Origin of the sequence: Streptomyces sp. NPDC056600 (assembly GCF_042792855.1) — a bacterium.
In the GTDB taxonomy this organism is placed as follows: domain Bacteria; phylum Actinomycetota; class Actinomycetes; order Streptomycetales; family Streptomycetaceae; genus Streptomyces.
Map to the genome: position 1 here is coordinate 1 of NZ_JBHTVQ010000054.1, position 22,273 is coordinate 22,273.

16 protein-coding genes are annotated in these 22,273 nt (G+C 74.8%); 8 read left to right on the forward strand and 8 right to left on the reverse strand.

Annotated features, from left to right (window positions below):
* Window positions 1-76: 76 nt before the first annotated feature.
* The 6 genes from ACFRAV_RS24015 to ACFRAV_RS24040 all read right to left on the reverse strand — a co-directional run bounded on the left by ACFRAV_RS24015 (window position 77) and on the right by ACFRAV_RS24040 (window position 9,070).
* Complete coding sequence (locus tag ACFRAV_RS24015; protein ID WP_382558327.1) at window positions 77-2,749, reverse strand: FG-GAP-like repeat-containing protein; 2,673 nt, start codon at window positions 2,747-2,749, stop codon at window positions 77-79.
* A gap of 380 nt (window positions 2,750-3,129) precedes the next feature.
* The gene (locus tag ACFRAV_RS24020; protein WP_382558363.1) at window positions 3,130-4,329 is read right to left on the reverse strand and encodes a hypothetical protein; all 1,200 of its coding nucleotides are present in this window, start codon (window positions 4,327-4,329) and stop codon (window positions 3,130-3,132) included.
* Window positions 4,330-4,754: 425 nt separating this feature from the next.
* Complete coding sequence (locus ACFRAV_RS24025; RefSeq protein WP_382558328.1) at window positions 4,755-6,236, reverse strand: FG-GAP-like repeat-containing protein; 1,482 nt, start codon at window positions 6,234-6,236, stop codon at window positions 4,755-4,757.
* Window positions 6,237-6,282: 46 nt separating this feature from the next.
* A complete protein-coding gene (locus ACFRAV_RS24030) occupies window positions 6,283-7,704 on the reverse strand; it encodes an FG-GAP repeat protein (protein ID WP_382558329.1) in 1,422 nt (473 codons plus the stop codon).
* 144 nt (window positions 7,705-7,848) lie between these two features.
* Window positions 7,849-8,352, reverse strand: coding sequence for a DUF1877 domain-containing protein (locus tag ACFRAV_RS24035; protein ID WP_382558330.1), 504 nt, complete (start codon window positions 8,350-8,352; stop codon window positions 7,849-7,851).
* A 40-nt stretch (window positions 8,353-8,392) separates the two neighbouring features.
* Window positions 8,393-9,070: a MerR family transcriptional regulator gene (locus ACFRAV_RS24040; protein WP_382558331.1), complete on the reverse strand. Its 678-nt coding sequence runs from the start codon at window positions 9,068-9,070 to the stop codon at window positions 8,393-8,395.
* 230 nt (window positions 9,071-9,300) lie between these two features.
* On the opposite strand from ACFRAV_RS24040, the gene ACFRAV_RS24045 reads away from it, so the two are divergent.
* Window positions 9,301-10,296, forward strand: a complete 996-nt coding sequence (locus ACFRAV_RS24045; protein ID WP_382558364.1) for a hypothetical protein — start codon at window positions 9,301-9,303, stop codon at window positions 10,294-10,296.
* Window positions 10,293-10,742, forward strand: coding sequence for an ABA4-like family protein (locus ACFRAV_RS24050; protein WP_382558332.1), 450 nt, complete (start codon window positions 10,293-10,295; stop codon window positions 10,740-10,742). Before ACFRAV_RS24045 ends, ACFRAV_RS24050 begins: the two co-directional genes overlap by 4 nt.
* A gap of 298 nt (window positions 10,743-11,040) precedes the next feature.
* On the opposite strand, the gene ACFRAV_RS24055 is transcribed toward ACFRAV_RS24050, so the two are convergent.
* Complete coding sequence (locus ACFRAV_RS24055) at window positions 11,041-11,487, reverse strand: MarR family transcriptional regulator (RefSeq protein ID WP_382558365.1); 447 nt, start codon at window positions 11,485-11,487, stop codon at window positions 11,041-11,043.
* Window positions 11,488-11,695: 208 nt separating this feature from the next.
* Here ACFRAV_RS24055 and ACFRAV_RS24060 point away from each other — a divergent pair, with 208 nt between their 5' ends.
* The 4 genes from ACFRAV_RS24060 (at window position 11,696) to ACFRAV_RS24075 (ending at window position 18,805) form a co-directional block, all read left to right on the forward strand.
* On the forward strand, window positions 11,696-12,868 hold the full coding sequence (locus ACFRAV_RS24060) for a PP2C family protein-serine/threonine phosphatase (protein WP_382558333.1): 1,173 nt from the start codon (window positions 11,696-11,698) through the stop codon (window positions 12,866-12,868).
* 592 nt (window positions 12,869-13,460) lie between these two features.
* Entirely contained in the window at window positions 13,461-15,230 is a 1,770-nt protein-coding gene (locus ACFRAV_RS24065; protein ID WP_382558366.1) for a PP2C family protein-serine/threonine phosphatase, read from the forward strand.
* Between the two features lie 131 nt (window positions 15,231-15,361).
* A complete protein-coding gene (locus ACFRAV_RS24070; RefSeq protein WP_382558334.1) occupies window positions 15,362-17,254 on the forward strand; it encodes a protein kinase in 1,893 nt (630 codons plus the stop codon).
* A 198-nt stretch (window positions 17,255-17,452) separates the two neighbouring features.
* A complete protein-coding gene (locus tag ACFRAV_RS24075; RefSeq protein WP_382558367.1) occupies window positions 17,453-18,805 on the forward strand; it encodes a DUF5933 domain-containing protein in 1,353 nt (450 codons plus the stop codon).
* A 45-nt stretch (window positions 18,806-18,850) separates the two neighbouring features.
* Here the strand turns inward: ACFRAV_RS24075 and ACFRAV_RS24080 are convergent, their stop codons facing one another.
* Window positions 18,851-19,576 (reverse strand): alpha/beta fold hydrolase, encoded by a 726-nt coding sequence (locus ACFRAV_RS24080; RefSeq protein ID WP_382558335.1) that lies wholly within the window; start codon window positions 19,574-19,576, stop codon window positions 18,851-18,853.
* A 166-nt stretch (window positions 19,577-19,742) separates the two neighbouring features.
* Between ACFRAV_RS24080 and ACFRAV_RS24085 the strand changes: the two genes are divergently transcribed.
* Window positions 19,743-20,711, forward strand: a complete 969-nt coding sequence (locus ACFRAV_RS24085) for a helix-turn-helix transcriptional regulator (RefSeq protein ID WP_382558368.1) — start codon at window positions 19,743-19,745, stop codon at window positions 20,709-20,711.
* A 71-nt stretch (window positions 20,712-20,782) separates the two neighbouring features.
* Window positions 20,783-22,246, forward strand: a complete 1,464-nt coding sequence (locus tag ACFRAV_RS24090) for an FG-GAP repeat protein (protein ID WP_382558336.1) — start codon at window positions 20,783-20,785, stop codon at window positions 22,244-22,246.
* Window positions 22,247-22,273 lie beyond the last annotated feature (27 nt).

Consider the following 22,273-nt stretch of genomic DNA (forward strand, 5'->3'; position numbering starts at 1 on the left):
GCGCCCCGAAGGTCGCTTCCCGGCCCGGCGCGGCCTGGCCCGGCTGGTCAGGGCTCACGCCGCGACGCCGTCACCGCTACGGGGTCAGGGTCTGGCCCAGGTAGCCGGCGGCCGGAGTGCCGAGGAGCGAGCGGCCGTAGTAGACGCCGCCCTCGGTGGAGACGCCGGAGCCGCCGGAGTCCATCTGGAAGACGGTGCCGTTGTAGGCGTCCTCGCCCTCGGCGCCGATGGCCAGGTCCGCGCGGCCCCAGCCCGACAGGTCCTGGAGCACCACGGAGGAGCCGAACCGGTCGTTGGTCTCGGTCGAGCCGCTGATGCCCGCGGTGTCCTGGCTGTAGCCGAGCGCTCCGGTGCCGGTGAGGCCGGAGGAGCTGCCCTTCAGCAGGAACACCATGCCCGCGTCGGCGCGGTTGCCGCTGCGGGTGATGTCCTCGCGGGGCGCGCCCGTGAGGACGTCGGCGTAGCCGTCCAGGTTGTAGTCGCCGGCCGACACCGACCAGCCCATGGCGTCGCCGCTCTCGGCGGTGCCCGGGACGCCGGAGGTGTCCTGGTGGACGGTCTTCATCCCGGTGGTGGTGAAGCCGGTGGACGTGCCCGGGACGACGGTGACCTGACCGCCGGCCTTGGCGCCGGACTCCGCCGTGTACGGCTGGCCGATGACGATGTCGTCGTAGCCGTTGCCGTTGACGTCGCCCGCCGCGATGGAGCGGCCGCCCTTGACCGACAGGACGCTGACCTTCACCAGGCCGGCCGCGGAGCCCTTGAACCAGGTGACCCGCCCGACGGAGGACTGGTCGCGGTAGTTCAGCGCCACGTCGGCGTAGCCGTCGCGGTTGAAGTCGCCGGTCGCCGAGTCCAGGTAGGCCACTGCCCCGGTGGCGCTGGTGAGCGTGCCCTTCTGGGTGCCCTTGCCGCTGAGGCTGGTGCTCCAGACGCCCCCGTTGCCGGTGCCGGCCGCGAACACGTCCGCCTTGCCGTCGGCGTCGAAGTCGCCGACCGCGACGGTGCCGCCCAGCTTGGCGCCGGCCTTGGCGACGGGGTCGGTGACGACCGCGGTGCGGGTGGTCAGAGCGGGACCGTGCAGCACGACCACGCCTCCGGCGTCGACGCCGGCGCCGGTGTCCTCGCCCGGCGCGCCGACCACGAGGTCGGCGTAGCCGTCCCCGTCGACGTCGCCCCAGGCGCTCGACGCGCCCCAGTTGTCGCCGGCCTCGGAGGCCCCGGTGACACTCCCGGTGCTTTGCGAGATCACCTTGCGCAGCGGCCCGTCGGGACCGTCCGTGGAACCGGGGACGACCACGACGCTGCCCGCGCTGCTCGAGGAACGCGGGACGCCGGCCACCAGGTCGGTGATGCCGTCACGGTTGAAGTCGGCGGTCGGGACGGCCGCGTTGCGCAGCGGGCTCGCCGCGATCCGGCGGATCTCGCCGAGCTTGGAGTACAGGGTGGCGCCGGGGCAGGCGGTGAGGAAGGCGTCGCGGTGACCGGAGATCACGTTGAGGGTGGCCTGGTCGCCCTTGTTCCAGACGCCGGTGTTCTCCTGGGCGGTCAGTGTGACCTTGCCCGTGGGGTTGCCGCCGTACTGGCCGAGCTTCCAGGCGGCGATGCGGGCCGCCGACTCCAGCGCGGCACGGGTCGGCTTCCCGACCGTGTGGCCGTCGACGCCCTCGAAGTCGCCGAGGAACGCGATGCCGGTGGAGTAGCTGTTGAAGCCCTTCGTGTGGGCGCCCTTGACCGGGAGGTCGACGCCGCCGGCGCGGCCCTCAAAGACCTGGCCGCACTTGTCGACCAGGAAGTTGTAGCCGAGGTCGTTAAACTCCTCGACGTTGATGTGGTACTCCATCACGCCGCGCACCAGCGACGCGGACTGCGCGCAGCTGTAGCTGTTGGAGCCCACCGTGTGGTGGATGAAGACCGCCTGGACCTTCTCGATGTACTCGGCCGGGTCCTCGACCTTCGACTCGTCCGCGCCCCACTGCGCCCGGCTGATGATCGGGGGCTGCGTGACGGTGGACGGGAGCGCGGCCGGCTTCGTCGGGGCCGTCTCGGACGGCGTCACCGAGGGCGAGCCGGTCGGCTCGGCGGCCGGCGAGGTGGTCTCCCCGACGGGCTCCGTGGCCTCGGGGGCGGGCTCGGTGTTCTCCGGGGCCGGCTCGGTGGCCTCGGAAACGGGCTCGGTGGCCGCCGGGGTGGGCGACTCGCTCTCGTCGCTCGCCGCGGCGAAGGCGGCCGGCTCGACCTGGACGTCCGTGGACTTCGTCTCCGCGGTGGTGACGACGCCCGGGTCGACCATGTTGACCTGCATGCCCTTGGGCATCGCCGTGGTGCTGCCGTCCTCGCGGACCACCTGCACCTCGACGCCGTCGGACGGACCGACCCAGAGCGGCTCGGAGGCGCCGCGCATCTCGGCGGTGGGCTTCTCCGGCGGGGACGCGTGGAACTCCAGGTCCTTCCAGCCGGTCCACTTGCCGGTCTCCGCGCTACGGGTGCGCACCTGCGCGGTGCCCTCGAGCGGCTTCTCGGCGGCGTCCCAGGAGACGCCCAGCAGCGAGAAGAGCTTGGTCGTGGTGCGCGGCAGCTCCTTCTTGGAGCCGCTGCCCGGCAGCGAGAGGTCGTAGACCCGTACCGGGCGTTTGGAACGGGCCTCGTCTGCCGGTGTGCCGGCCGGCGGGTCGGCCATCGCGTAAGTGGCCACGCCACCGCCGCCGAGGAGCACGGCGCCCAGGGTGATCCAGGCTCTGCGCTTCATGCTCAGCGGGCGGTAGGCATGTGTCGTACGACGTGTCAAAGCTCCTACCTCACGTATGTCGACGCCTCGGTGCGTCGACAGGAGGCAGGGGACGGAGGCGGCCTGGGCCCCGCACGGACGGTGCGGCCGGCCCGGCGCCTCGACGGGTCACGACGCGCGCGCCCACGGCATGTCCCCTGGCCTCATGTACATGACTGCGCAGGCGTGGCAAAGGTTGTACGGGAGACGGTGGTCGATTCACGGGCCGCGCGGTATCTCTCCGGTCCGGGACCCCGGAGCGCGGCCCCGCTCGCCGCCGGCCGGCTCGGCCGACGGCGCTACCTGCGGTGGAGGCGCCGTTGTGGGACCGTCCACCGACGGCGGGGGTTGCCCCGGCGGGTTCAGGAGGCGCAGACGGGCACGCCCGGGAGCTGGTTGTCCGGGGAGCTGACGTAGATGTTGGTCATCCAGCCGCCGTACTGCGGGAGGTAGGCCCACCACGCGTTCACGTACGGCGGGACGCTGACCTCCTGGCCGAGCTTCTGGCAGCTCACCAGCACCTCCACTCCGGCCGGCAGAGTCGTCAGCCGGGCGGCGGTGGCCGAGGGCTGAAGGCGCACGTTCACCCCGGAGCCCCAGGTGCCGAACCAGGTCCCCGCCGGGCGGACCGCGCCGGGCACGTTCAGGGAACGGGTGAGCCGGTTCACCGCCGAGTAGGCGGTCCCGTACGGGGTGCCGTCGGTGTGCAGGGTGAGGACGGCCACGATGGCGCGGTCGCCGGTTCCGACGGTGCCGGTGGTGTGCAGGGCCTCCCGCGTCAGGTCCACGCCGGCCGCGGCGGGCGCCGCACCGGGGGCCGCTCCGGAGGCCGTCCACGCCGCCGCCCCGGAGACCGTCCCGGGCGCGGACGTCGTGGCGGGGCCCTCGCCGGCGGTGAGGGGGACGGTCGTCGACGGCCTGGGCGAGCAGCTGCCGGAGCCGCCGAAGCCGGACCATCCCTGCTTGACGGCCCAGGGCTGCGAGAAGGACCCGGCGATGCCGAAGTGCTGGTCGAAGCCGTCGGTGCCGCAGCGCGTCGACTGCCGCAGGTTGCCCATCACGTAGTCCCGCACCGGCGCGGGCGCGGTGTCCAGCAGGTACCGGTAGATCCGCACCGTGTCGGCGGCCGACAGGGACACGTATCCCCAGTAGCTCTCGTACCCGGCGGGCGGGCCCACGGTGTCGGTCAGGCCGAGCTGCGCGGCGGTCCGGTCGACGATCGCGGTCCGGCCGCCCAGGTCCCAGTAGTAGCCGGCCGCCGAGTCGTCGCTGCTGCGGAGCATGGAGTCGAGCCGGGTGCGGTCGGCCGTGGTCAGGGTGCGCGGGTCGTGGGTGCGCAGGTGGTCGAGGGCGAGCAGCAGCTTGACCACCGAGGCCGAGCGGAACCGGGCGTTCTCGTTGAGCCGCTCGGTGAAGGTTCCGGTCGTGCGGTCGAAGACGGCCACGCCGGCGGTCACTCCCGCCGGGACGACGACCTGCGCGGCACGGCCCGGCACGGCGGTGGCCGGCGGGGCCCCGGTCAGGCCCAGGGCGGTCGCCGCCAGGGCGAGGACGGCGAGCAGGGCGCGGGCCCGCCGCGCGCGGTGCGGGCGTGGGGCCGTCGGCCGGCCGGCGGCTGCGGCCGGGCCGTGGCGGAGGATCGGACGGTTCACTGCGCGTACCCCATTTCGGTCGGTCCGCCGGGACGGCCGGACGGCGGCAGCACGTTAGGGCCCGCGACGCCCGGGCGGAACGGGTGAGTCGGCCAGGTTCGCGGCCGGCGACCGGGGCGGACCCGCGGTGGGGGCGGGCGGCGCGGCGGGACCGCGGACGACGGCGAAGGCCCAGGTCGGCGACCTGGGCCTTCGTTCAGTGCGGCTGCGGTTGGGGTGGGGCTGTGGCTGCGGCACCGCCGGAGGAGTGACCTCTCCGGCGGTGCGGGTCACTCCTGGCCGCGGACCTGTCCCGACGCGGGCCTCCCCCGGTCGCGGACCTGCCCCGACGTGGGTCAGCTCCGGCCGAGGATCTGCCCGTAGCGCGGGGTGGGGGAGGCCGGCAGGCCGAGGCCGCCGGGGCTCATCGCCCGGGAGCCCGTCGCCGTGGGGCCCTGGGCCGAGCCCGGGAGGAGCCAGACGCCGCCGGTGGCGGAGTTCTCCCCCGGCGCGCCGGTCGTGAGGTCCGCCCGGCCGTCGCCGTCGTGGTCCTGGAGGTGGACCGAGGAGCCGAACAGGTCGCCCGCCTCCGCGGTGCCGGGGACGCCGGCGCCGTTCTGGGTGAAGCCGACCGCGCGGGCCGTGCCGTCGGCGGCGAGCAGCCCGGTGGGGCCGCCGTGCACGACGGTGACCATGCCCGCGTCCTTGCCCGTGCCGACCGCCTCGTTCGCGTCGCCGATCGCGAGGTCGGCGTGACCGTCGCCGTCGGCGTCGCCCACGGCGAGCGCGGTGCCGAGACGGTCGTCGGCCTCGGCGGTGCCGGGGACGCCCGGTGTGTCCTGCTGGATCTCCTGCGTGCGGGCGCCGAAGCCGCCCGCGGCCGAGCCGTAGGCGACCTTCACCAGTCCACCGGTGAACACCTCGGCGCGGCCCGTGGAGGTGTCCGCGCAGTCCGGCACGTCCGCCTCGTAGTTGGGGTAGCAGTAGCCGAGCGCCAGGTCGTCCGCGCCGTCCGCGTCGAAGTCGCCGACGGCGAGCGCGGCGGCGGAGGCCGGGGTGCTCCACACGCTTTCCGGAACGCCGCCCTGCCAGCGGAGTACCTGGACGGACCTGCTCTCCAGCGCCTTGACCGACATTGCGAGGTCGTCGTCGCCGTCCGCGTCGAAGTCGCCGACGGCGAGGGCGGTCACGTTGCCGAACATCGCCTGGGCGATCGGGCCGCTCAGGGTGTCCGGGGAGTCGGCGGTGAGCGGGCCCCGGCGCAGGACCGCGGTGCCGCTCTCCTCGAGCCTGCGGCCGAGGGCCAGGTCCACGGCCCCGTCGCCGTCCACGTCGCCGACGGCGAGCACCGAGCCGATCCGGGCGTACTCGTCGGGGCCCCGGGCGACCGTCCAGCCGGCGGAGAAGCCGGCCGCGCCGCCGGGCAGCACCGTGACGGTGCCGTGCTCGGCGTACGTGTCGCCGGTCAGCGACTCGCTGGAGGCGCCCACCACCAGGTCGGCGGTCCCGTCCCCGTCGACGTCCTCGACGGCCACCGCGGAGCCGAACAGGTCGCCCGCCTCGGGCGTGCCGGGCACGCCGGGGGAGGCCTGGCTGATGCGGACGGACCCGTGCCGCCCGGGGCCGTCCGGTCCGCCCCACAGCACGTGCACGTAGCCCGCCGAGGCCTTGCCGTCGACCTGGGCGGAGGGCACGCCCACCGCCAGGTCCGGATAGCCGTCGCCGTTGAGGTCGCCCCGCGGGGCGGCGGCCTTGGCGGCCTGTGCGGCGGTGGGCGCGGCCAGGCCCAGCAGGGCCGTCGCGCAGATCACCGCCGTGGTGAGGATCCTGTCGCGCATGCCTCGCGCCTCCTGCAGGTCGTAGCGGATGGGTGGTCGCCGCGGGTCAGCGGGCGAAGGCGTCGGCGAACTTGCGGCCGATCACCGTCCCGTAGTCGAAGTCCGGGGCGCTGAAGGACGTCGCGTACGAGGCCGTCAGGCCGGTGGTCGTGCCGCGCAGGACCCACGCGGCCCCGTCGTCGTAACCGCCGGGCACCACGTCCTCGCCGTACGCGCCCACCGCCAGGTCGGCCCGGCCGTTGCCGTTGATGTCGCGCAGCCGCACGGAGGAACCGAAGTGGTCGCCGGCCTCCGCGGCGCCCGGGACGCCCGAGGTGGCCTGGTGGAAGGACTGGGCGCCGCTGGTGGTGAGGCCGGACCGGCCGCCCTTGAGGAACACGATGTTGCCGACGTTGCGGTGGGTGCCCACGGTCTCCATCGAGGCGCCGATCGCGACGTCCGCGTAGCCGTCGCCGGTCGCGTCGCCCACCGTGACGGCCTCGCCGAAGTAGTCGAAGGCCTCCGCCGTCCCCGGCACGCCCGCGCTGGCCTGGGTGTACGTCGTGCCCTTGGCGGACAGACCGGCCGACCCGCCGTACCGCACGGTGAAGGAGCCGCCCTCCGGCGTGTCCGTCCAGCCGGTGACCAGGTCGTCGTACCCGTCGCCGTTGATGTCGCCCGCCGCGACGGCCCGGTCCCAGGAGGCGCCGCCGGGGCCGTAGCCGCTCGCCAGCACGGCGGAGTGGTAGCCGATGTCGCCGGGACCGCCGTGCAGCAGACCCACGTAGGAGCCGGTGCCCACGCCGTCCTCCTGGAGCCGGCCGTTCAGGACGAAGTCGCTGACGCCCTTGGCGGAGAAGTGCCCGGCGGTGATGCCGTCCAGGACGACGCCGTCGGGCAGGAAGTCGAACTCCGGGCCGATCGCGCCGTCCTGGGTGGGGCCGGAGTCGGCGTAGTAGAAGAAGGTGTTGCCGCCGATGACGGCGAGCTGGTCGGTGCCGTCCCCGTCGAGGTCGGCGAAGGCGGCGCCGGTGCCGAAGAAGTCGGCCGTGTCGTTCGGCGCGGTGAGCATCACGCCGCCGGAGGTGAACGGCTTCGCGCCGCCCCAGACGACGTGCACCGCGCCCCGCGGCTTGCCGGTGACCTGCTCCCAGGGCGAGCCGACGATCAGGTCGGCGTAGCCGTCGTGGTTGACGTCGCCGCTGGTGACGTTCTCACCGAACTGGTCCACCGACTCCGAGGCCCCGGGCACGCCGGGGGTGTCCTGGGTGACGTTCACCGACCGGGCCGGGTCGACGCCGGAGGAGGAGCCGAACACGACGGTGACCGTGCCGCCGTCCGCCTTCGGCGTGCCGATGGCCAGGTCGCGGTACCCGTCGCCGTTGAAGTCGTCCCGCAGCCCGGAGGGCGCGGCGCCGGCGGACGGTGCGGCCAGTCCGGCGACGGCCAGGGCGGCCACCGCCGCAACGGCGAAAGTGCGTCTACGCAAGGTCATGCTCCCGTCGGGCGTACCGAGTGTCTCGGTGACGTACGACGTGCCCGGGGCGCAAAGGGTTGTGCGGTCCCGCGCACCGGTCGCACGAGCGCGCCCCCCGTGGACCCCCGCGTGAACCCCTGCGGCCTCCGGGGGAGTTCAGTCGACCCACACCACGACGGACCAGCCGCGTTCGTGGGCGACCCGGTAGAAGTCCCTGAGCAGCGTGAAGTGGCGGACCAGGTAGGTGCGGACGTCCCCGGTGAACCTGGCGAACCCGCCGGCCTCGCGGTAGGCGGGGAGCGTCTCCAGGACCGCTCCTATGTCCATCGCGGCCAGGGCACGCGCCACCTCTCCCACTGCCTCGGGCGGCAGGAGGGCGGGAGGGCCGTCGAAGCCGTCGTACACCGTGTCGTGGTCGAGGAAGGGGAGGGCCCCGTCGTCGTCCCCCTGCACGGCGCGCAACAGGACGGGCAACTGGGGTGCGCCGGGCCGCATGTGCCGGTAGAGGCCGCACAGTTCCCAGATGGCCCAGTCCAGGTCGAGGGTGTCCGCCGTCGGCGGGTCCCACCGGGGGTCCCCGTCCGGTGACCGGGCGGCCGCCTCGCGGCACCGGTCGAGGTACTGCGGGGACACGCGCGCCAACTGCTGGGTCAGGGCCATGACGGCGAGTGTCCCCCACGGCCGGGGCGCGGCCGCGACCTCACGGGCGGCGCCCCCGGACCGCCGCCTCGCCGTACAGCCGCTCCGAGGCGTCCGCGTGCGCCATGCGCCGCAGCGCCCCGAGGACCGCCTCGCCGAGGACCGTCCCGACCACCGCCGTCTCCACCCGCTTCTCGACACCCGGCTGCCGGTCCAGGTAACCGAGGTCGGCGCGCGCGACCCGCTCGGCGGCGTCGGCGTAGTCGTCCAGCACCTCGGTGAACGACGCGTGGCCCAGCCGGGCCATGGCGGCCAGGGCCCGGACCAGATCGGCGGCCGGCCTCGACTCCAGGGACCCCCAGCCGCGCCGGGCGACGAGCGCCGCCACCACCTCGCGCGCGGCCGCGGCCTCGGGGTCCTCCGGCACCTCCGACACCTCACCGGCGTCCTCCGGCCGGGGGCCCGGGCCGGCGGCGTGGCCGGACACGGTCCCGAGCACGTCGTGCAACGGCCGCTCCGGGTCGTCGACGGCCGCCAGCACCTCCGCGATCTCGGCCACCCTCATCCCGCCCACGTCGAGCAGCGCGCGGATCAGCCGCAGGCGGCGCTCGTGCGTCTCGCCGTAGACCGCCTGGTTACGGCTGGTCAACTCGCCCGACGGGAGCAGGCCTTCGCGGACGTAGTACTTGATCGTCGGCACCGGCACTCCGGTCTTCCGGCTCAACTCGCCGATGCGCACGCCCGGTTCACTCCTCGTCGCTCGTCCCGCCCGTGTCTTTCGGCCACCTTCCGCCCGGCAGGCGGGAGGTCTTGCCGGTGCGGTGCTCAGCATAGATAGTGAAGACATCGGATAGTGGATAGTGCCGCTATCCGTAACGGGAGGTAGTGATGACGTCCTTACGTCCGCCGGGTCCGGCTCCGGCGTCCTGGCGGTCCTGGCACCGCCCGCTGATGGTCTTCTCCGCGGTGATGGTGGTGACCGCGGCCGTCTCCGCCGTGGGGCTGGCGGTCGACGACCGCGTGCTGGTGGGCGCGCCGATCTGGGCCAAGCCGCTCAAGTTCTCGCTGTCGCTGACGGCGTACTGCCTGTCCCTGGCCTGGATGCTGGCGCAGCTGCCGCGGGGCCGCCGCGTGGGGTGGTGGGCGGGGACCGTGATCGCCCTGGCGAGCCTCGTCGAGATGGTGATCATCGTCGGGCAGGCCGTCCGCGGCAGGCGCAGTCACTTCAACGTCGAAACTCCCCTCGACGCGGCCCTGTTCGGCGTCATGGGGGTCACCATCATGGTCCTGTGGGCGGCCACCCTCGTCCTGGCCGTCCTGCTGCTGCGGGCCGAGGTCGCCGACCGCGCGTCCGCGTGGGCGATGCGGGCGGGGGTCTTCCTCGCGCTGGCCGGGGCGGCCGTGGGCTTCCTGATGACCACGCCCCGGCCGGGGCAGCGGCCCGACGTCACCGGGGTGGTCGGCGCCCACGGTGTCGGGGTGCCGGACGGCGGTCCGGCGATGCCGCTGACGGGCTGGTCCACCACCGGCGGCGACCTGCGGATCCCCCACTTCGTGGGCATGCACGCCCTGCAGGTCCTGCCGCTGCTGGTCATGGTGCTCGCCGCGCTCGCCCCGCGGTTCGCCCGGCTGGCCGACGACCGGGTCCGCGCGCGTCTGGTGCGGCTCGCCTCCGGTGCGTACGCGGCGGTCGTGCTGCTGGTGCTGTGGCAGGCGCTGGCCGGCCGGCCGCTGCTCCGGCCGGACGGGGTGATGACGGCGGCGGCCGTGGCGGTCATGGCCGCGGTGATGGTCGGGGGAGTGCTCGCGCTGCGGGTGGCGCCGGTCGCGGCGGGCGACGCGGAGTCCGGAATCCCGGCCTCGCCGGGGGTCCTGACGGACGGTCGGGACCTCGCCGGACGCCCGGACCCGCCGGATGCCCCCGCACCCGCGGACGGCCCGGGCCGAGAGGAGTTCACGTCATGACCGGCGCCCTCTTCGAGCTGTCCTTCTGGCTGGCCGCCCCCGTGTGGGCGCTGATGATCCTCGCCCCGGCCTGGGGGCCGACCGCCCGCCTCGCCCGCTCGCCGTGGACGGCGGCGCCCGTGCTGCTGGTGTACCTGGGCCTGGTGGCCCCCGTCCTCCCCGAGCTCTGGACGGTGGTCAGCGGCCCGGACCTCGACGTCTTCCGCGAGCTGACCGCGTCGGCGAACGGCGCGGGCGCGGTGTGGGCGCAGGTTGTCGCCTGGGACCTGCTGATCGGGCAGTGGATGTACCTGGAGGGCAGGCGGCTGGGCCTGCGCCCCCTGCTGACGGGGCCGTTGCTGGTCCTGACGGTCCTGACGGTCCTGCTGTCGCCCTTCGGGCTGATGCTCTTCCTGTGCCTGCGGGCCGCCGTGCGGCGGCGGGGCGCGGCGGAGGAGGTCCGGTAGGCGGCTCCGTACCGAGCGCGGAAGCGACCCAACCCCAGGCCCCTGGCCTGGGGTTTTTCCGATGGGGCCGAACGGCCCCGTCATAACGGCCCAATAGGGGGTATCAGGGGTCAAGTAAGGGCTGTCAGACGAATTGTTGCTGTTTGACAATGATAGCCGCCAGGCAACAGAGTAAACCGTGTCGGACGTGCACGGGGAAGGACCTGGAATGCTCCGGTGTACGGAGATCGTCTCCGGGTGCTGGGCGTCATCGCCGAGGGTCGAGCACGACCGCGGCGCCGACGCGCGGAGCGCCGCCTCAGGCCGTCCGGCTGTCGCCGGAGCCCGAGTCCGAAGCCTCGTCGCCGAGGATCTGCGTCTCCGCCGTCGCGCAGAACGCCTCCAGCCCCTCCAGCAGTGCGATCCGCTTGGCGGCCGGCATGTCCGCCAGCACCTTGCGCAGCTCCCGCTCCCGCCGGGCCCGCAGCTCGGCGAGGAAGACCCGGCCGCGGCTGCTGAGATGCAGCCGCACCTCCCGGCGGTCCTCGGGGCTCGTCCTCCGCTCCACGAAACCGGCTGCCTGAAGCCGGTCGCACAGTCGGCTGGTGGAGGGCGGCGTGGACGCCAGGGACTCGGCCAGGGTGCGCAGCTTGATGCCGTCGTGGTGTTCGAGGATGTGCAGCACGCGGAGCTGGGAAGCGGAGGTGGGCGCCGTCGAAGCGCGGCCCCACACGACCTCCAGCAGCTCGGCGGCCGTCGTGGTCACGCGTGCGACCTCGTCGGGCTCGGGGCAGCGGCGGAAGGCAGTCACGGTCACACTCTCGCAGGCACTGGGGTGCCTGTCAGCGTACTAGGCGCGCCCACCCCCTGCCCGTGACGCACAGTGACCGACACGGCTCGTTCAGGCTCACCGACCCCTGCCACCTGGGCGGGGCGGATGTGCCGTCCGGCGAAAGATTGGTGAACATCTCCCTATGCACAGATTCGTGGCCGCTGAACGCGCTCTTCGAAGAGCCGAGCCGCACGCGCTGCTCGACGCCGTCCGGGGCGTGCTGATGGCTCAGTACGACGCGTTGGACGTCGAGCTGTTCATGGCCGACTACGGACTGAGCGTCCTGCAGCCGGTGTCGGTCCTGCCGCACACCCTGGAACCCGTGTCGGTGCACAACAGCCCGGCCGGACGCGCCTTCGGTTCCCAGCAGCCGTACGGCGAGGCGGCCCGCGACGGGCGCGTGCGCCTGCACCTTCCGGTCAGCGTGCGCGGCGACCGCCTCGGCGTGCTGACGGTGACCCTTCCCGACGACGACGCCGTCCGTCGTTGGGAGGAGGAGATGACCGAGATCGCCGAGGTGCTGGGGCACGAGGTGGTCGTCGCCGAGCGCGACACCGACCTGTTCATGCAGGCGCGCCGCAAGGACCGGCTGACCCTGGCCGCCGAGATGCAGTGGCACCTGCTGCCCGGCCGGGCCTGCGCCCGCAGCGAGTACGAGCTGGGCGCGCAGCTGGAACCGGCCTACGCGATCTTCGGGGACAACTTCGACTGGTCGGCCACCGCCGACCGTCTGACGCTGTACGTGACCAACGGCATGGGCGAGGGCATCGAGGCGTCGCTGCTGACCAACCTCGCCATCAACGCGCTGCGCAACGCCCGGCGGGCCGGCATCGACATCGACGACCAGGCCGCCCTGGCCGACCACGCCGTCTACGCCCACTACCAAGGGCGCTGCTACCTGTCCGTGCTGATGCTCGACTTCGACCTGGCCACCGGCCGGGCCCGGGTCGTGGACGCCGGCTCGCCCCAGGTGCTGCGGCTGCGGGACGGTGTCGTGGAGCACATGAGCTTCGACGCGCAGCTTCCCCTGGGTATGTTCGAGGAGACGGACTACATCGCCCAGGAGTTCCAGGTGCTTCCCGGGGACCGGCTCATCTTCGTCAGTGACGGGGTGCACGCGGTCGCCTCGCCGAAGGGCGAGGCGTACGGGGAAGCGGCGCTCTACGGGGCGATCCACTCCAGCCGGCTGCTGCCGGCCGCGGAGGTGCCGCGGGCGATCCTGCGGGAGCTGACCGGCCACCGCGGCAAGCGGCTGCCGGACGACGATGCCCTGATCGTGTGTCTTGACTGGCACGGGAGGCAGGAGGGCGCGTGAGGTGCAGGGCCCTGTGGGGGTCACGATCGGGTGTTGTCCCCGGTGCGGATACTCGCGTCGATAGTTGTCTTGTGGCAATAATTGACGGTGGTGTGCCATCCGGTCGGGCCAAGGGCGTACGCAGCAGGGAGACGATGCAGGTGGCGGAACACGACAGCCCCGCACGAGCGGCCCGCGAGCCCATCCCCTGCCGACCGGGCCGACCGGCCCTGGGACGCGCATGACGACCGGCCGCCCCCAGAAGGGGCCGCCGACGGCAGGGTCACCGGCCCTGCCCTCGCCCAGGGCGCCCCTGGCTCCGCAGACCCCGGCCCGGCCGGCCTCCGCCCGCAAGCCCCCTGCCCCCTCCGCCGGGAAACCCGCGGCCGGCGAGTCCGTGACACCGCGGTCCCCGGCTCCGCGGCCCGCGGGGCGGAAGGCCGCCACACCCAAGACTCCGGCCCGGAAGGCGTCGGCCGCGCAGGCGTCCGCCGGCAAGGCCGCGGGGACGAAGAATCCGCCGCGGAAGAGGGCGGCGGCGAAGTCCGTCGCGGCGAAGTCCGTCGCGGCAAGGCCCGACACCTGGCCGGTCACCTCCGTCGCCGAGGCGGCACTGGCCCGTGCCGCGGCCGCCGGCGTCGCCTTGGACGCGGGAGCCACGCCGCGTGACCGCGCCCGTTTCGTCACCGAGCTGACCGCCCGGCTGCGCCGCTGCCTCGACGAGGGCAGCGGCTGGGAACTCCTGCTCCGCGTCGACGCCCTCGCCGAGGGGGACGGGACCGCCCGGCTGGAGGCGTTCCTGCACGCCTCGGGCTCGCCGCGCCCGCCGGTGCCCGACGGCGGGTGCACCGTCTCCTGCCCGCTGCCCGGACCGCCCCCCGCCGGCATCCCGCAGCCCGGTCTGCCGCTGTCCGAGGCCCTGCTGAGCGCGGACGAGGACACCGAGGTCGTCCTGCGCCTCCTCGACGAGCAGGAACACCTCGTCGGCCTGCACCGCGAGGAACTGGAGCGGACCAACCTCGGCGTCGTGGCGCTGCACTCCGACCTGGAGGCCGCCGCGACCGCGCAACGCGACCTGCTGGACGCCGAGCGGGTCACCCGGGCCGAGGCCGAGCGGGCCCGGCACCTGCTGACCTTCCTCGGCGACGCGAGCGCCGCCATCACCTCCTCGCTCAGCCGGAACGTCATCCTGCGCCGCCTGTCCGACCTGCTGGTGCCCGAGCACGCCGAGCACCTGGACGTCTGGCTCTTCGACGAGGAGAACGACGACGACCACCCCCGCGGCATCCGGGACCACCCCGCCGCCGCGGTGACCGCCGCCCGCACCGGCCGCCCCCAGCACGCCGCCGGGCACCCCGGCGGGCTCCCCGGGGTGGACGACCTGCCCGCGTCCGCCCTGTTCCCGCACCGCCCGCTGCTCGCCATACCCCTCGGCGCACGCCACCCGCTGGGCGTGCTCACCCTCACCTGCCCGGGTCCGCGTTTCGACCCGGACGCCTCGGTGATGCTGGTGGAGCTGGCCCGCCGCGTCGGCATCGCCCTGGACAACGCCGGCCGTCACGAGCAGTACCGCGACACCGCCGAGACCCTGCAGCGCGCCCAGCTGACCGAGCTGCCCTCCCCGCCCGGGATGCTGCTCGCGGCCCGCTACCTGCCCGCCACCAGCGGCCTCAACATCGGCGGCGACTGGTACGACGCCTTCATCCAGCCCGACGGCAGCCTGCTGACCGTCATAGGCGACGTCACCGGGCACGGACTGCACGCCGCCGTCGTCATGGGCCAGCTGCGCACCGCCCTGCGCGCCTACGCCGTGGAGAACGAGAGCCCCGCCGGGATCCTCACGCGCCTGCACGGCATGCTCCGCCACCTGCAGCCGGACCTGTACGCGACCGCGATGATCGCCCGCTTCCGGCCCGGGGAACGGGAGGTCACCTGGGCCTCGGCGGGCCACCCGCCCGCCGTGGTGCGCGACCCCGACGGCAGCGTGCGGGTCCTGCACGCCAAGCCGGGCGTGATGCTGGGCATCCCGGTGCCCTACGTCTACGCGGATCACCAGGCCGAGCTGCCCGCCGGCTCCACCCTGGCGCTGTACACCGACGGCCTGGTCGAACGCCGCTCGCAGGGCATCGACCCGGGCATCGCCCGGCTCGGCAGCACCCTGGGCACGCTCACCACGCCCGAGCTGGAACACGACCTGGAGGCCTCGGCCGACGCCCTGCTCAAGCCGCTCCTGCACGACTCCGAGCGCGACGACGACGTCTGCCTGCTGCTGTGTCACCTCCCGTCGCCCGCCGACCCCGCCGCCGCACCCGCGGACCCGGCCGCCGCGCCCGCGGACCTCGGGGCCGCGCCCGCCGACCCGGCCGTCCCGCCGCCCGCCTGACGGGGCCCCGCCCGTCCACGGGGTCCTCACCCGCCGGAAGTGCCCCGTCCGTTCCGCCGATGCCGTGACCGGGGTTCCGCCGCGCGTTAGGCTGCCCCCGCTGCTGAGCGACAGGCGTTCCGGGGGGATCGATGAACGGTGCGGGCATATCCGCCGACGGCATGTTCAAGGCGCTGGAGGCGGACGACCCGACAGCGGTCGGCGGCTACCGGCTGACCGCGCGCCTCGGCGCGGGCGGCATGGGCAAGGTGTACCTCTCCCACACCCCGGGCGGCCGGCCCGTGGCACTCAAGGTGATCCGGCCCGAGTTCGCCGAGGACCCCGAGTTCCGGCGGAGGTTCGCCCAGGAGGTGCGCGCCGCCGAACGGGTGCAGGGCCTGTACACCGCCCCGGTGATCGACAGCGACACCCAGGGCCCGCGGCCCTGGCTGGCGACCGCCTACGTGCCCGGACCGACCCTGGCCGCCGCCGTCGCCGAGCACGGGCCGCTGCCGGTCGCGACCGTGCTGCTGCTCACCGCCGGGGTCGCCGAGGCGCTCCAGGTGGTGCACGGAGCCGGCATCGTGCACCGGGACCTCAAGCCCTCCAACGTGCTGCTCGCCGGGGACGGCCCCCGCGTCATCGACTTCGGCATCGCCCGCGCCGCCGACAGCACCGCGCTGACCGGCAGCGGCGTCACCGTGGGCACGCCCGCCTTCATGTCGCCGGAGCAGGCGGCGGGCCGCACCGTGGGGCCGGGGTCCGACGTGTTCGCCCTCGGCCAGGTCGCGGCCTTCGCGGCGCTGGGCCGGGCCGCGCACGGGGAGGGGCCGTCGCACGCGGTGCTGTACCGGATCGTGCACGAGGAGGCCGACCTCACCGGGCTCCCCGCGGAACTGGACGACCTCGTGCGCCGCTGTCTCGCCAAGGACGAGAGCGCGCGCCCCTCGCTCGCCGAGGTCCTGGCCCTGTGCAGCGCCGCCTCCGACCTCACCCAGCTCCGCCGCCCCGAGGGCTGGCTTCCGGACCCCCTGACCACCGCGATCAACCAGCGGTACGCCGCCCCCGCCCCCGCCTCGGCTCCGCCGACGGGGACGGGTCCGTCCGGGGAGCCCGGGCGCCCCGCCGTGCCGCAGCAGCCGGTGACGGCGCCCGAGGTGCCCCGGCATCCGCCGACCGCGGTGGCCGGACACCATCCGACGGCCACGCCGCCCGGCGGCTCCGCCTACGCGCCGACCGAGACGGCCCCCGCCACCGCCGGCGCCCACGGACAGACGCCGGCCGCACCCGCGGCCCCGGCGTACGGCCCCACCCTGACGGCACCCGCGTACGGCGCCGGGCCCACGCCGCCATCCGGGTACGGCGCCGGGCCCACGCCGCCGCCCGGGTACGGGTCCGCCTGGCCGGCCGGGCCCTCCGCGCCCGGGGTGACCGGCCCGCCGCCCCGGCGGCGCAGGACCGGCGTCGTCCTCGGCGTCCTCGGCGGGGCCCTCGCCCTGACCGTCGCCGCCCTCGCCGGCTACCTCGGGCGCGGTGACACGCCCGCCGCCGGCGCCGGCAAGGAGCGCACCGGCAACGCCGCCGACGCGACCCGCGGGGCGACCGCGCCGGCCGACCCGCAGGACGCGACGCCGCGCGGGGCCACCGCCCCGGACCCGGAGGTCCACAAGGGGGTGAACCTGCCCGAGGGCTACCACCTCGTGTTCAGCGACGAACCCCTCGCCCCGCGGGACAACAACAAGGACGACCTGTACTTCGGCTGCTCGTTCACCGACTGCCACCTGGGCCACTACACCACCGAACTCGTCCTGCTGGACAAGGAGACGGAGGGTTCCCTGGAGGCCTGCAAGGCGGACACCCGTTTCCTCCCGCAGACGATCTCCGTCGACCGGCTCTCCCGCGGCAGGCAGCTGTGCGCGACCACGCGGAGCGGCCTGATCGCCCTCGTGACCTTCGTGGGCAACTCGCCCAGCAGCAGCTCCAGCCACTACGTCACCCTGGACGTCACCGTCTGGCGCGACGCGGTGCCGGTGGAGAACGGCTAGGCCGGCAGTGCCGCGGGGCCCGGCCCGGCCGGAACGACCGGTGGCGCTCTTGACCTGCGCGGATGGCCCGTGCTTCGCTCGCGCGATACGTAACGGGGGGACGGAGCGAGGGGCGTGAGGGTGTCTCGGGGCTTGGGCAGCGGAGCCGGCGGCGGCGAGGTCGACGGGCGGCGCCGACTGCCGGCGTGGCTGTGGGGCGTGGCCGCGGCCGTCACCCTCGGGTTCCTCGCCGCGCTGGAGGCCACCGCCCGCCATCTCGGCATCCCCGGGCCGCTCGCCACCTGGGCACGGGAGCTGGTGTTCCCGCCGGACTCGGGCGGGCTGCTGTACTCCGCCCTGGCGCTGACGCTGGTGGTCCTGACCTGGCGGGAACGTTTCGTCGCGATCGGCGCCGCCGTCGGCGTCGACGTCGTGCTGCTGGTCCTGCGCTGGGCGACCGGCACGGGCTCGAGCGGCGGTCACCCCTTCGGCAACGGCGCCCTGTGGGTGATCCTCGGCCTCGCGGTCCTGGCCGTCACCCGCCGCACCGGACGGGAGCGGCTCCTGCTGCTCAAGGGCGTCGGCCTGGGACTGCTGCTGCTGGCCGGCCGCAAGACCGGGGACACCTGGCTGCTCATCACCTCCGAGACCCGCCCCCTGGTCCTCGACCAGTACCTGGCGGCCGCCGACCACGCGCTGGGCGACCCGTCCTGGCTGGCCGGACGGCTGGTGACCGCCACCGGCCCGGTCGGCTTCAACGTCCTGGAGCTCGTGTACGGCAACCTGGCGCTGGCCGCGGTCGTCGTCGCGCTGTACCAGCTGCGCCGGGTCGCGGTGGAACGCCGCTTCCCGCGCCACCACCTGGTGCGCACGTTCACGGTGATAGGACTGCTCGGCCCGGCCTGCTACATGATCTTCCCGGTGGTCGGCCCGGTCTTCGCCTACGGCACCGGCGCCGCGCACTGGGAGTCGGTCAGCCTGTGGGCGCCGCACCTGCCGCCCAGCGAGCCCTGGGCCGTCGCCGACCTCTGGCCGCGCACGCTCCCGGCGGCCGACTCCCCGCTGCCCATGCCGTTCGACGGCATCACGCCGCGCAACTGCATGCCCAGCCTGCACACCGCCTGGGCCACCGCGATCTTCGTCCACTCCCGCCGGGGCCCGCGCGTCCTGCGGTACGCCGGGACCTTCTGGCTGGTCGCCACGCTCTGCGCCACGCTCGGGTTCGGCTACCACTACGGCGTGGACCTCCTCGCGGGCGTGGTGTTCACGCTCACCATCGAGGCGGCGCTGCGGACCCACGACCGTGGCTGGTGCCGGCCGGGCGTCCGGCTGACCGCGTACGGCGCCGGGGTCTTCGTCGCGCTGCTGGTGTCCTACCGGTGGCTGCCGGAGGAGATGGCCGCGTACCCGTGGATCGCCGGGCCGCTCCTGCTGCTGGTCACGGCCTCGGTGGTCGTCGGCTACGTCAGGACCGTCGGCCGGTGGACCGCGCCCGCCGCCCCCACGGCGGGCGGGCCGCCGTCCGTCCCCCGGCCCCGGCAGGCCTCGGCCCCCCACCCGGAAGCGGTCTGAGCGGCGGCGACGACCCCGCCGGCCCGGCCCGGGCCGCCCCGTGCGTCAGCCGGCCTCCACGGCCTCCTCACGTTCCGCGGCCTTCTCGAGCTCCGTGGCCTCCGCGGCGAGGAGCCGGGCGAGCTCGGCCGGCCTGGTGAGCATGGGCCAGTGACCCGAGTCGATGTCGACGAAGCCGACCCGCTCGGCCCGGGTCAGTTCGGAGACCTCGCCGCCGTCGATCCATTCCCGCGCCTGCGCGGGGGTGAACTCCGGGCAGACCAGCACCACCGGCACGGCGAACCGCCGCTCGTCCGTCAGCCGCACCACCCCCCTGGCCACGCCCTCGGGCACCGGCACCGCGGCCGCCTCGAACTCCTTGCGGGCCTCCTCGTCGAGGTCGGCGGCGTCCGGGCCGTCGAACGGGTCCCAGCCGGGGAAGGGCATCACGCCGTCGCGCACCTCGAAGAAGTCGGCGTAGGGCTGCCCGTCACCGGTCGGCGCGCCGCCGATCAGGGCGACCTCGGCCACCCGCTCCGGCCGCCGGTCGGCGGCCAGCCAGGCCAGGGTGCAGGCGGCCGAGTGCCCCACCACCATCGGCCGGCCGGACGCCGCGTCCACCGCGGCGAGCACCGTCTCCACCTGGTCGTCCAGCGTGGCGGAGACGGCGCCGTCCCCCTGGCCGGGGAGGGCGATCGGCACGGCGCGATGGCCGAGCCCTTCCAGCTCGGCCGCGACGCGGTCCCAGACGGTGCCGTCGAGCCACAGTCCGCCGATGAGCAGGATGTCCATGGTGGGTGCCTTCCCTGAGGTGGTCGTACAGGCCCGCGCGGGAGTCGTCCCCGAGGCCGTCCCCGCCACCGTAGGAGCAGATCCGGACGTTCCCCTGCCGGTATGCCGGACGGACCGGCGCGGCGAGGGCGTGGGCCCGGACTAGCCTGCTGCCGTGGCGAACGAAATGAGCCCCACCGCGCGGGCGCTGCGCGCCCTGGAGATGCTCCGGGCCCGCCCCGGCACGACGGCCGCCGAACTCGCGGCCCGGCTGCACGTCACGGAACGCGCCGCGCGCCGGTACGTGGAGATCCTCCGCGAGGCCGGCGTCCCCGTGGAGTCCGCCCGCGGACCGGGCGGCGGGTACCGCCTGGGCCGCGGCACCCGGCTGCCTCCCGTGCACTTCACGCAGGCCGAGGCCCTCGGCCTGGTGATGGCGGTGCTCGGCTCCCAGCCCGCCGCGGCCGACGTCGACGACCTGGTGGGCGTCGCCCTGGGCAAGGTCGTCAAGGCGCTGCCGGACGGTGTCGGCAGGCAGGCGGCGCAGCTGCGGGAGTACGCCGCGGCCGCCCCGGACCCGTACTCCGCCCGCCCCGACCCGGCCGTCTCGGGCGAGCTGGTGGACGCCGTCGTGTCCCGGCGCCGGGTGTCGCTCACCTACCGCGGGGAGTCGGGGCGCGGGTGGGAGGCGGAGGTGGATCCCTGGGCCCTCGTCGTCCGCCACGGGCGCTGGTACCTGCTGTGCCACTCCCATCGCGCGGACGCCGTCCGCACCTACCGGGTCGACCGGGTCCGCGCGGTCCGGCAGACCCGGCACGCCTTCACGCCGCCCAAGGACCTCGACCCGGTGGCGGTGCTGGAGCAGAACCTCGGCCAGGGCTGGGCGTTCCCCACCCGGGTGGTGTTCGACGCTCCCCTCGCCGAGGTGGCGCGGTTCGTGCACCCGCCGATGGGGCGGCTGGAACCCCTGGGCGAGGGACGCGTGGGGTGCGTCCTGACCGGCAGTACGCGCAACCCGGCGATGTACGCGCAGGAGTGGCTGGCCCGGGTGCCGTTCGCGTTCCGGGTCGAGGGCGGGGAGGAGCTGCGGGCCGAGATCGCGGCGCTCGGCGCGCGGATGACCGCCGCCGCGGCGGACCCCCTTACCCACTTGTGATCTCCCGGCCGGAACCGGCGGCCCTGCCCGGAGGGTGTTACTCCGGCCAGGCCATCTCCCAGGAGGCACGTATGCGCCGCTCGCCCCGAAGCCGCCGGATCCTCCGCACGGCCCTCGCCCTGACCGGCGTCGCGGTGCTCACCCTCGCCGGGTGCCAGGGGGAGGACGACGAGCGGCCTTCCACCCCACGGGACCGGAAGGGGCACGGCGCCCGGTCCCTCGGCGACTTCGACAAGGACGGCTACGACGACTTCGCCTCCACGGTCGTCGCCGAGGACCCGAAGCTCGCCGGCACGCCCGAGGGCAGCCGGCTGGTGGTGGTCCCCGGCTCCCGGAGCGGCCTCGACACCGCCCGCCACCGTGTCTTCGCGGGGCTCCAGGGGCCGCTGCTGCGCGCCGACCTCGACGGCGACGGCTACACGGACCTGGCCGCGATGCGGGACCCGAACCCGGGCGGCGTTCCCGAGCCGGGGAGCGCACGCGAGGCGGTGATCCTGCACGGCGGGCGCCACGGCCTCGGGGACCCGGTGCCGGTCCGCGCCGAGGACGACTTCAACCTGGCCGTGGTCGCCGACGTCGACGGCGACGACCACCCCGATCTGATCGACCGCGGGGTCGGCCGCGTGTCCCACGACCCCGGGGTGCGGCCCCGTCCCGGCCGGATCGCGTACGGTCCGTTCGGCCGCGACGGCGCCCCGGCGCGCGAGGTCCGCCAGGAGTGGAACACCGTCGGAGGCGCCATGACCGCCGGCGACTTCGACGGCGACGACCACGACGACCTGTTGTTCACCACCACGCAGACGCCCGAGCCCGACGAGGACGTACCGGAGTTCACGCCCGTCGACACCTTCTTCCGCGGCGGCCCCGAGGGCCCCGTGCCGGCGGAGTACCCGACGGGCCTGGAGAACCAGGTCACCGACGGCCCCACCGTCCCCACCGCCGGCGACGTGGACGGCGACGGCCACACCGACCTCCTCGTCTCCGGCGACCGGCACGTGGACTACGACCGCTTCCCGACCGCCGGGCAGCTGACCGTCGTGTACGGCGCGAAGGACGGCATTGGCGCCGGGCGCGAGACAATCACCCTCGACCAGGAGACCCCCGGCATCCCCGGGGACTCCCAGCACGGCGACCACTTCGGCGCCGCTGCCGGCACCGGCGACGTGACCGGTGACGGTCACCCCGACCTGGTCGTCAACAGTCCGGGCGAGGACAAGCAGAGCGGCCGCGTCACGCTGATCCCGGGCACCCCCGAGGGCCCCGACCCCGCCAGCGCCTCCGTCGTCGACCTGGACACCCCGGGCGTCCCCGGCGAGCGCTACCCGTCCGGCCGGGACAACTTCGCCGCCACCTTCCCGCTGCTCGACGTCGACGGCGACCGGCACGCCGACGTGGTGGCCCTCGCCGTCGGCTACTACGTCAAGAGCACGCCGGGCCTGTGGCTGATCCCCGGCAGTGACGCCGGCTTCGACACGGAGGCGATCCGGTCCGTGAAGCCGGGCCCGCTCGGCCTCGACCCCCGCCACTGGAACTGAGTCGCCTTCCCTTCCCGGCCGCAAGCC

Coding starts and splice junctions, on each gene's coding strand:
- ACFRAV_RS24015 (WP_382558327.1), bottom strand. CDS start 2,749: ATGAAGCGCAGAGCCTGGATCACCCTGGGCGCCGTGCTCCTCGGCGGC.
- ACFRAV_RS24025 (WP_382558328.1), bottom strand. CDS start 6,236: ATGCGCGACAGGATCCTCACCACGGCGGTGATCTGCGCGACGGCCCTG.
- ACFRAV_RS24035 (WP_382558330.1), bottom strand. CDS start 8,352: ATGGCCCTGACCCAGCAGTTGGCGCGCGTGTCCCCGCAGTACCTCGAC.
- ACFRAV_RS24045 (WP_382558364.1), top strand. CDS start 9,301: ATGGTGGTGACCGCGGCCGTCTCCGCCGTGGGGCTGGCGGTCGACGAC.
- ACFRAV_RS24050 (WP_382558332.1), top strand. CDS start 10,293: ATGACCGGCGCCCTCTTCGAGCTGTCCTTCTGGCTGGCCGCCCCCGTG.
- ACFRAV_RS24060 (WP_382558333.1), top strand. CDS start 11,696: ATGCACAGATTCGTGGCCGCTGAACGCGCTCTTCGAAGAGCCGAGCCG.
- ACFRAV_RS24070 (WP_382558334.1), top strand. CDS start 15,362: ATGAACGGTGCGGGCATATCCGCCGACGGCATGTTCAAGGCGCTGGAG.
- ACFRAV_RS24080 (WP_382558335.1), bottom strand. CDS start 19,576: ATGGACATCCTGCTCATCGGCGGACTGTGGCTCGACGGCACCGTCTGG.
- ACFRAV_RS24085 (WP_382558368.1), top strand. CDS start 19,743: ATGAGCCCCACCGCGCGGGCGCTGCGCGCCCTGGAGATGCTCCGGGCC.
- ACFRAV_RS24090 (WP_382558336.1), top strand. CDS start 20,783: ATGCGCCGCTCGCCCCGAAGCCGCCGGATCCTCCGCACGGCCCTCGCC.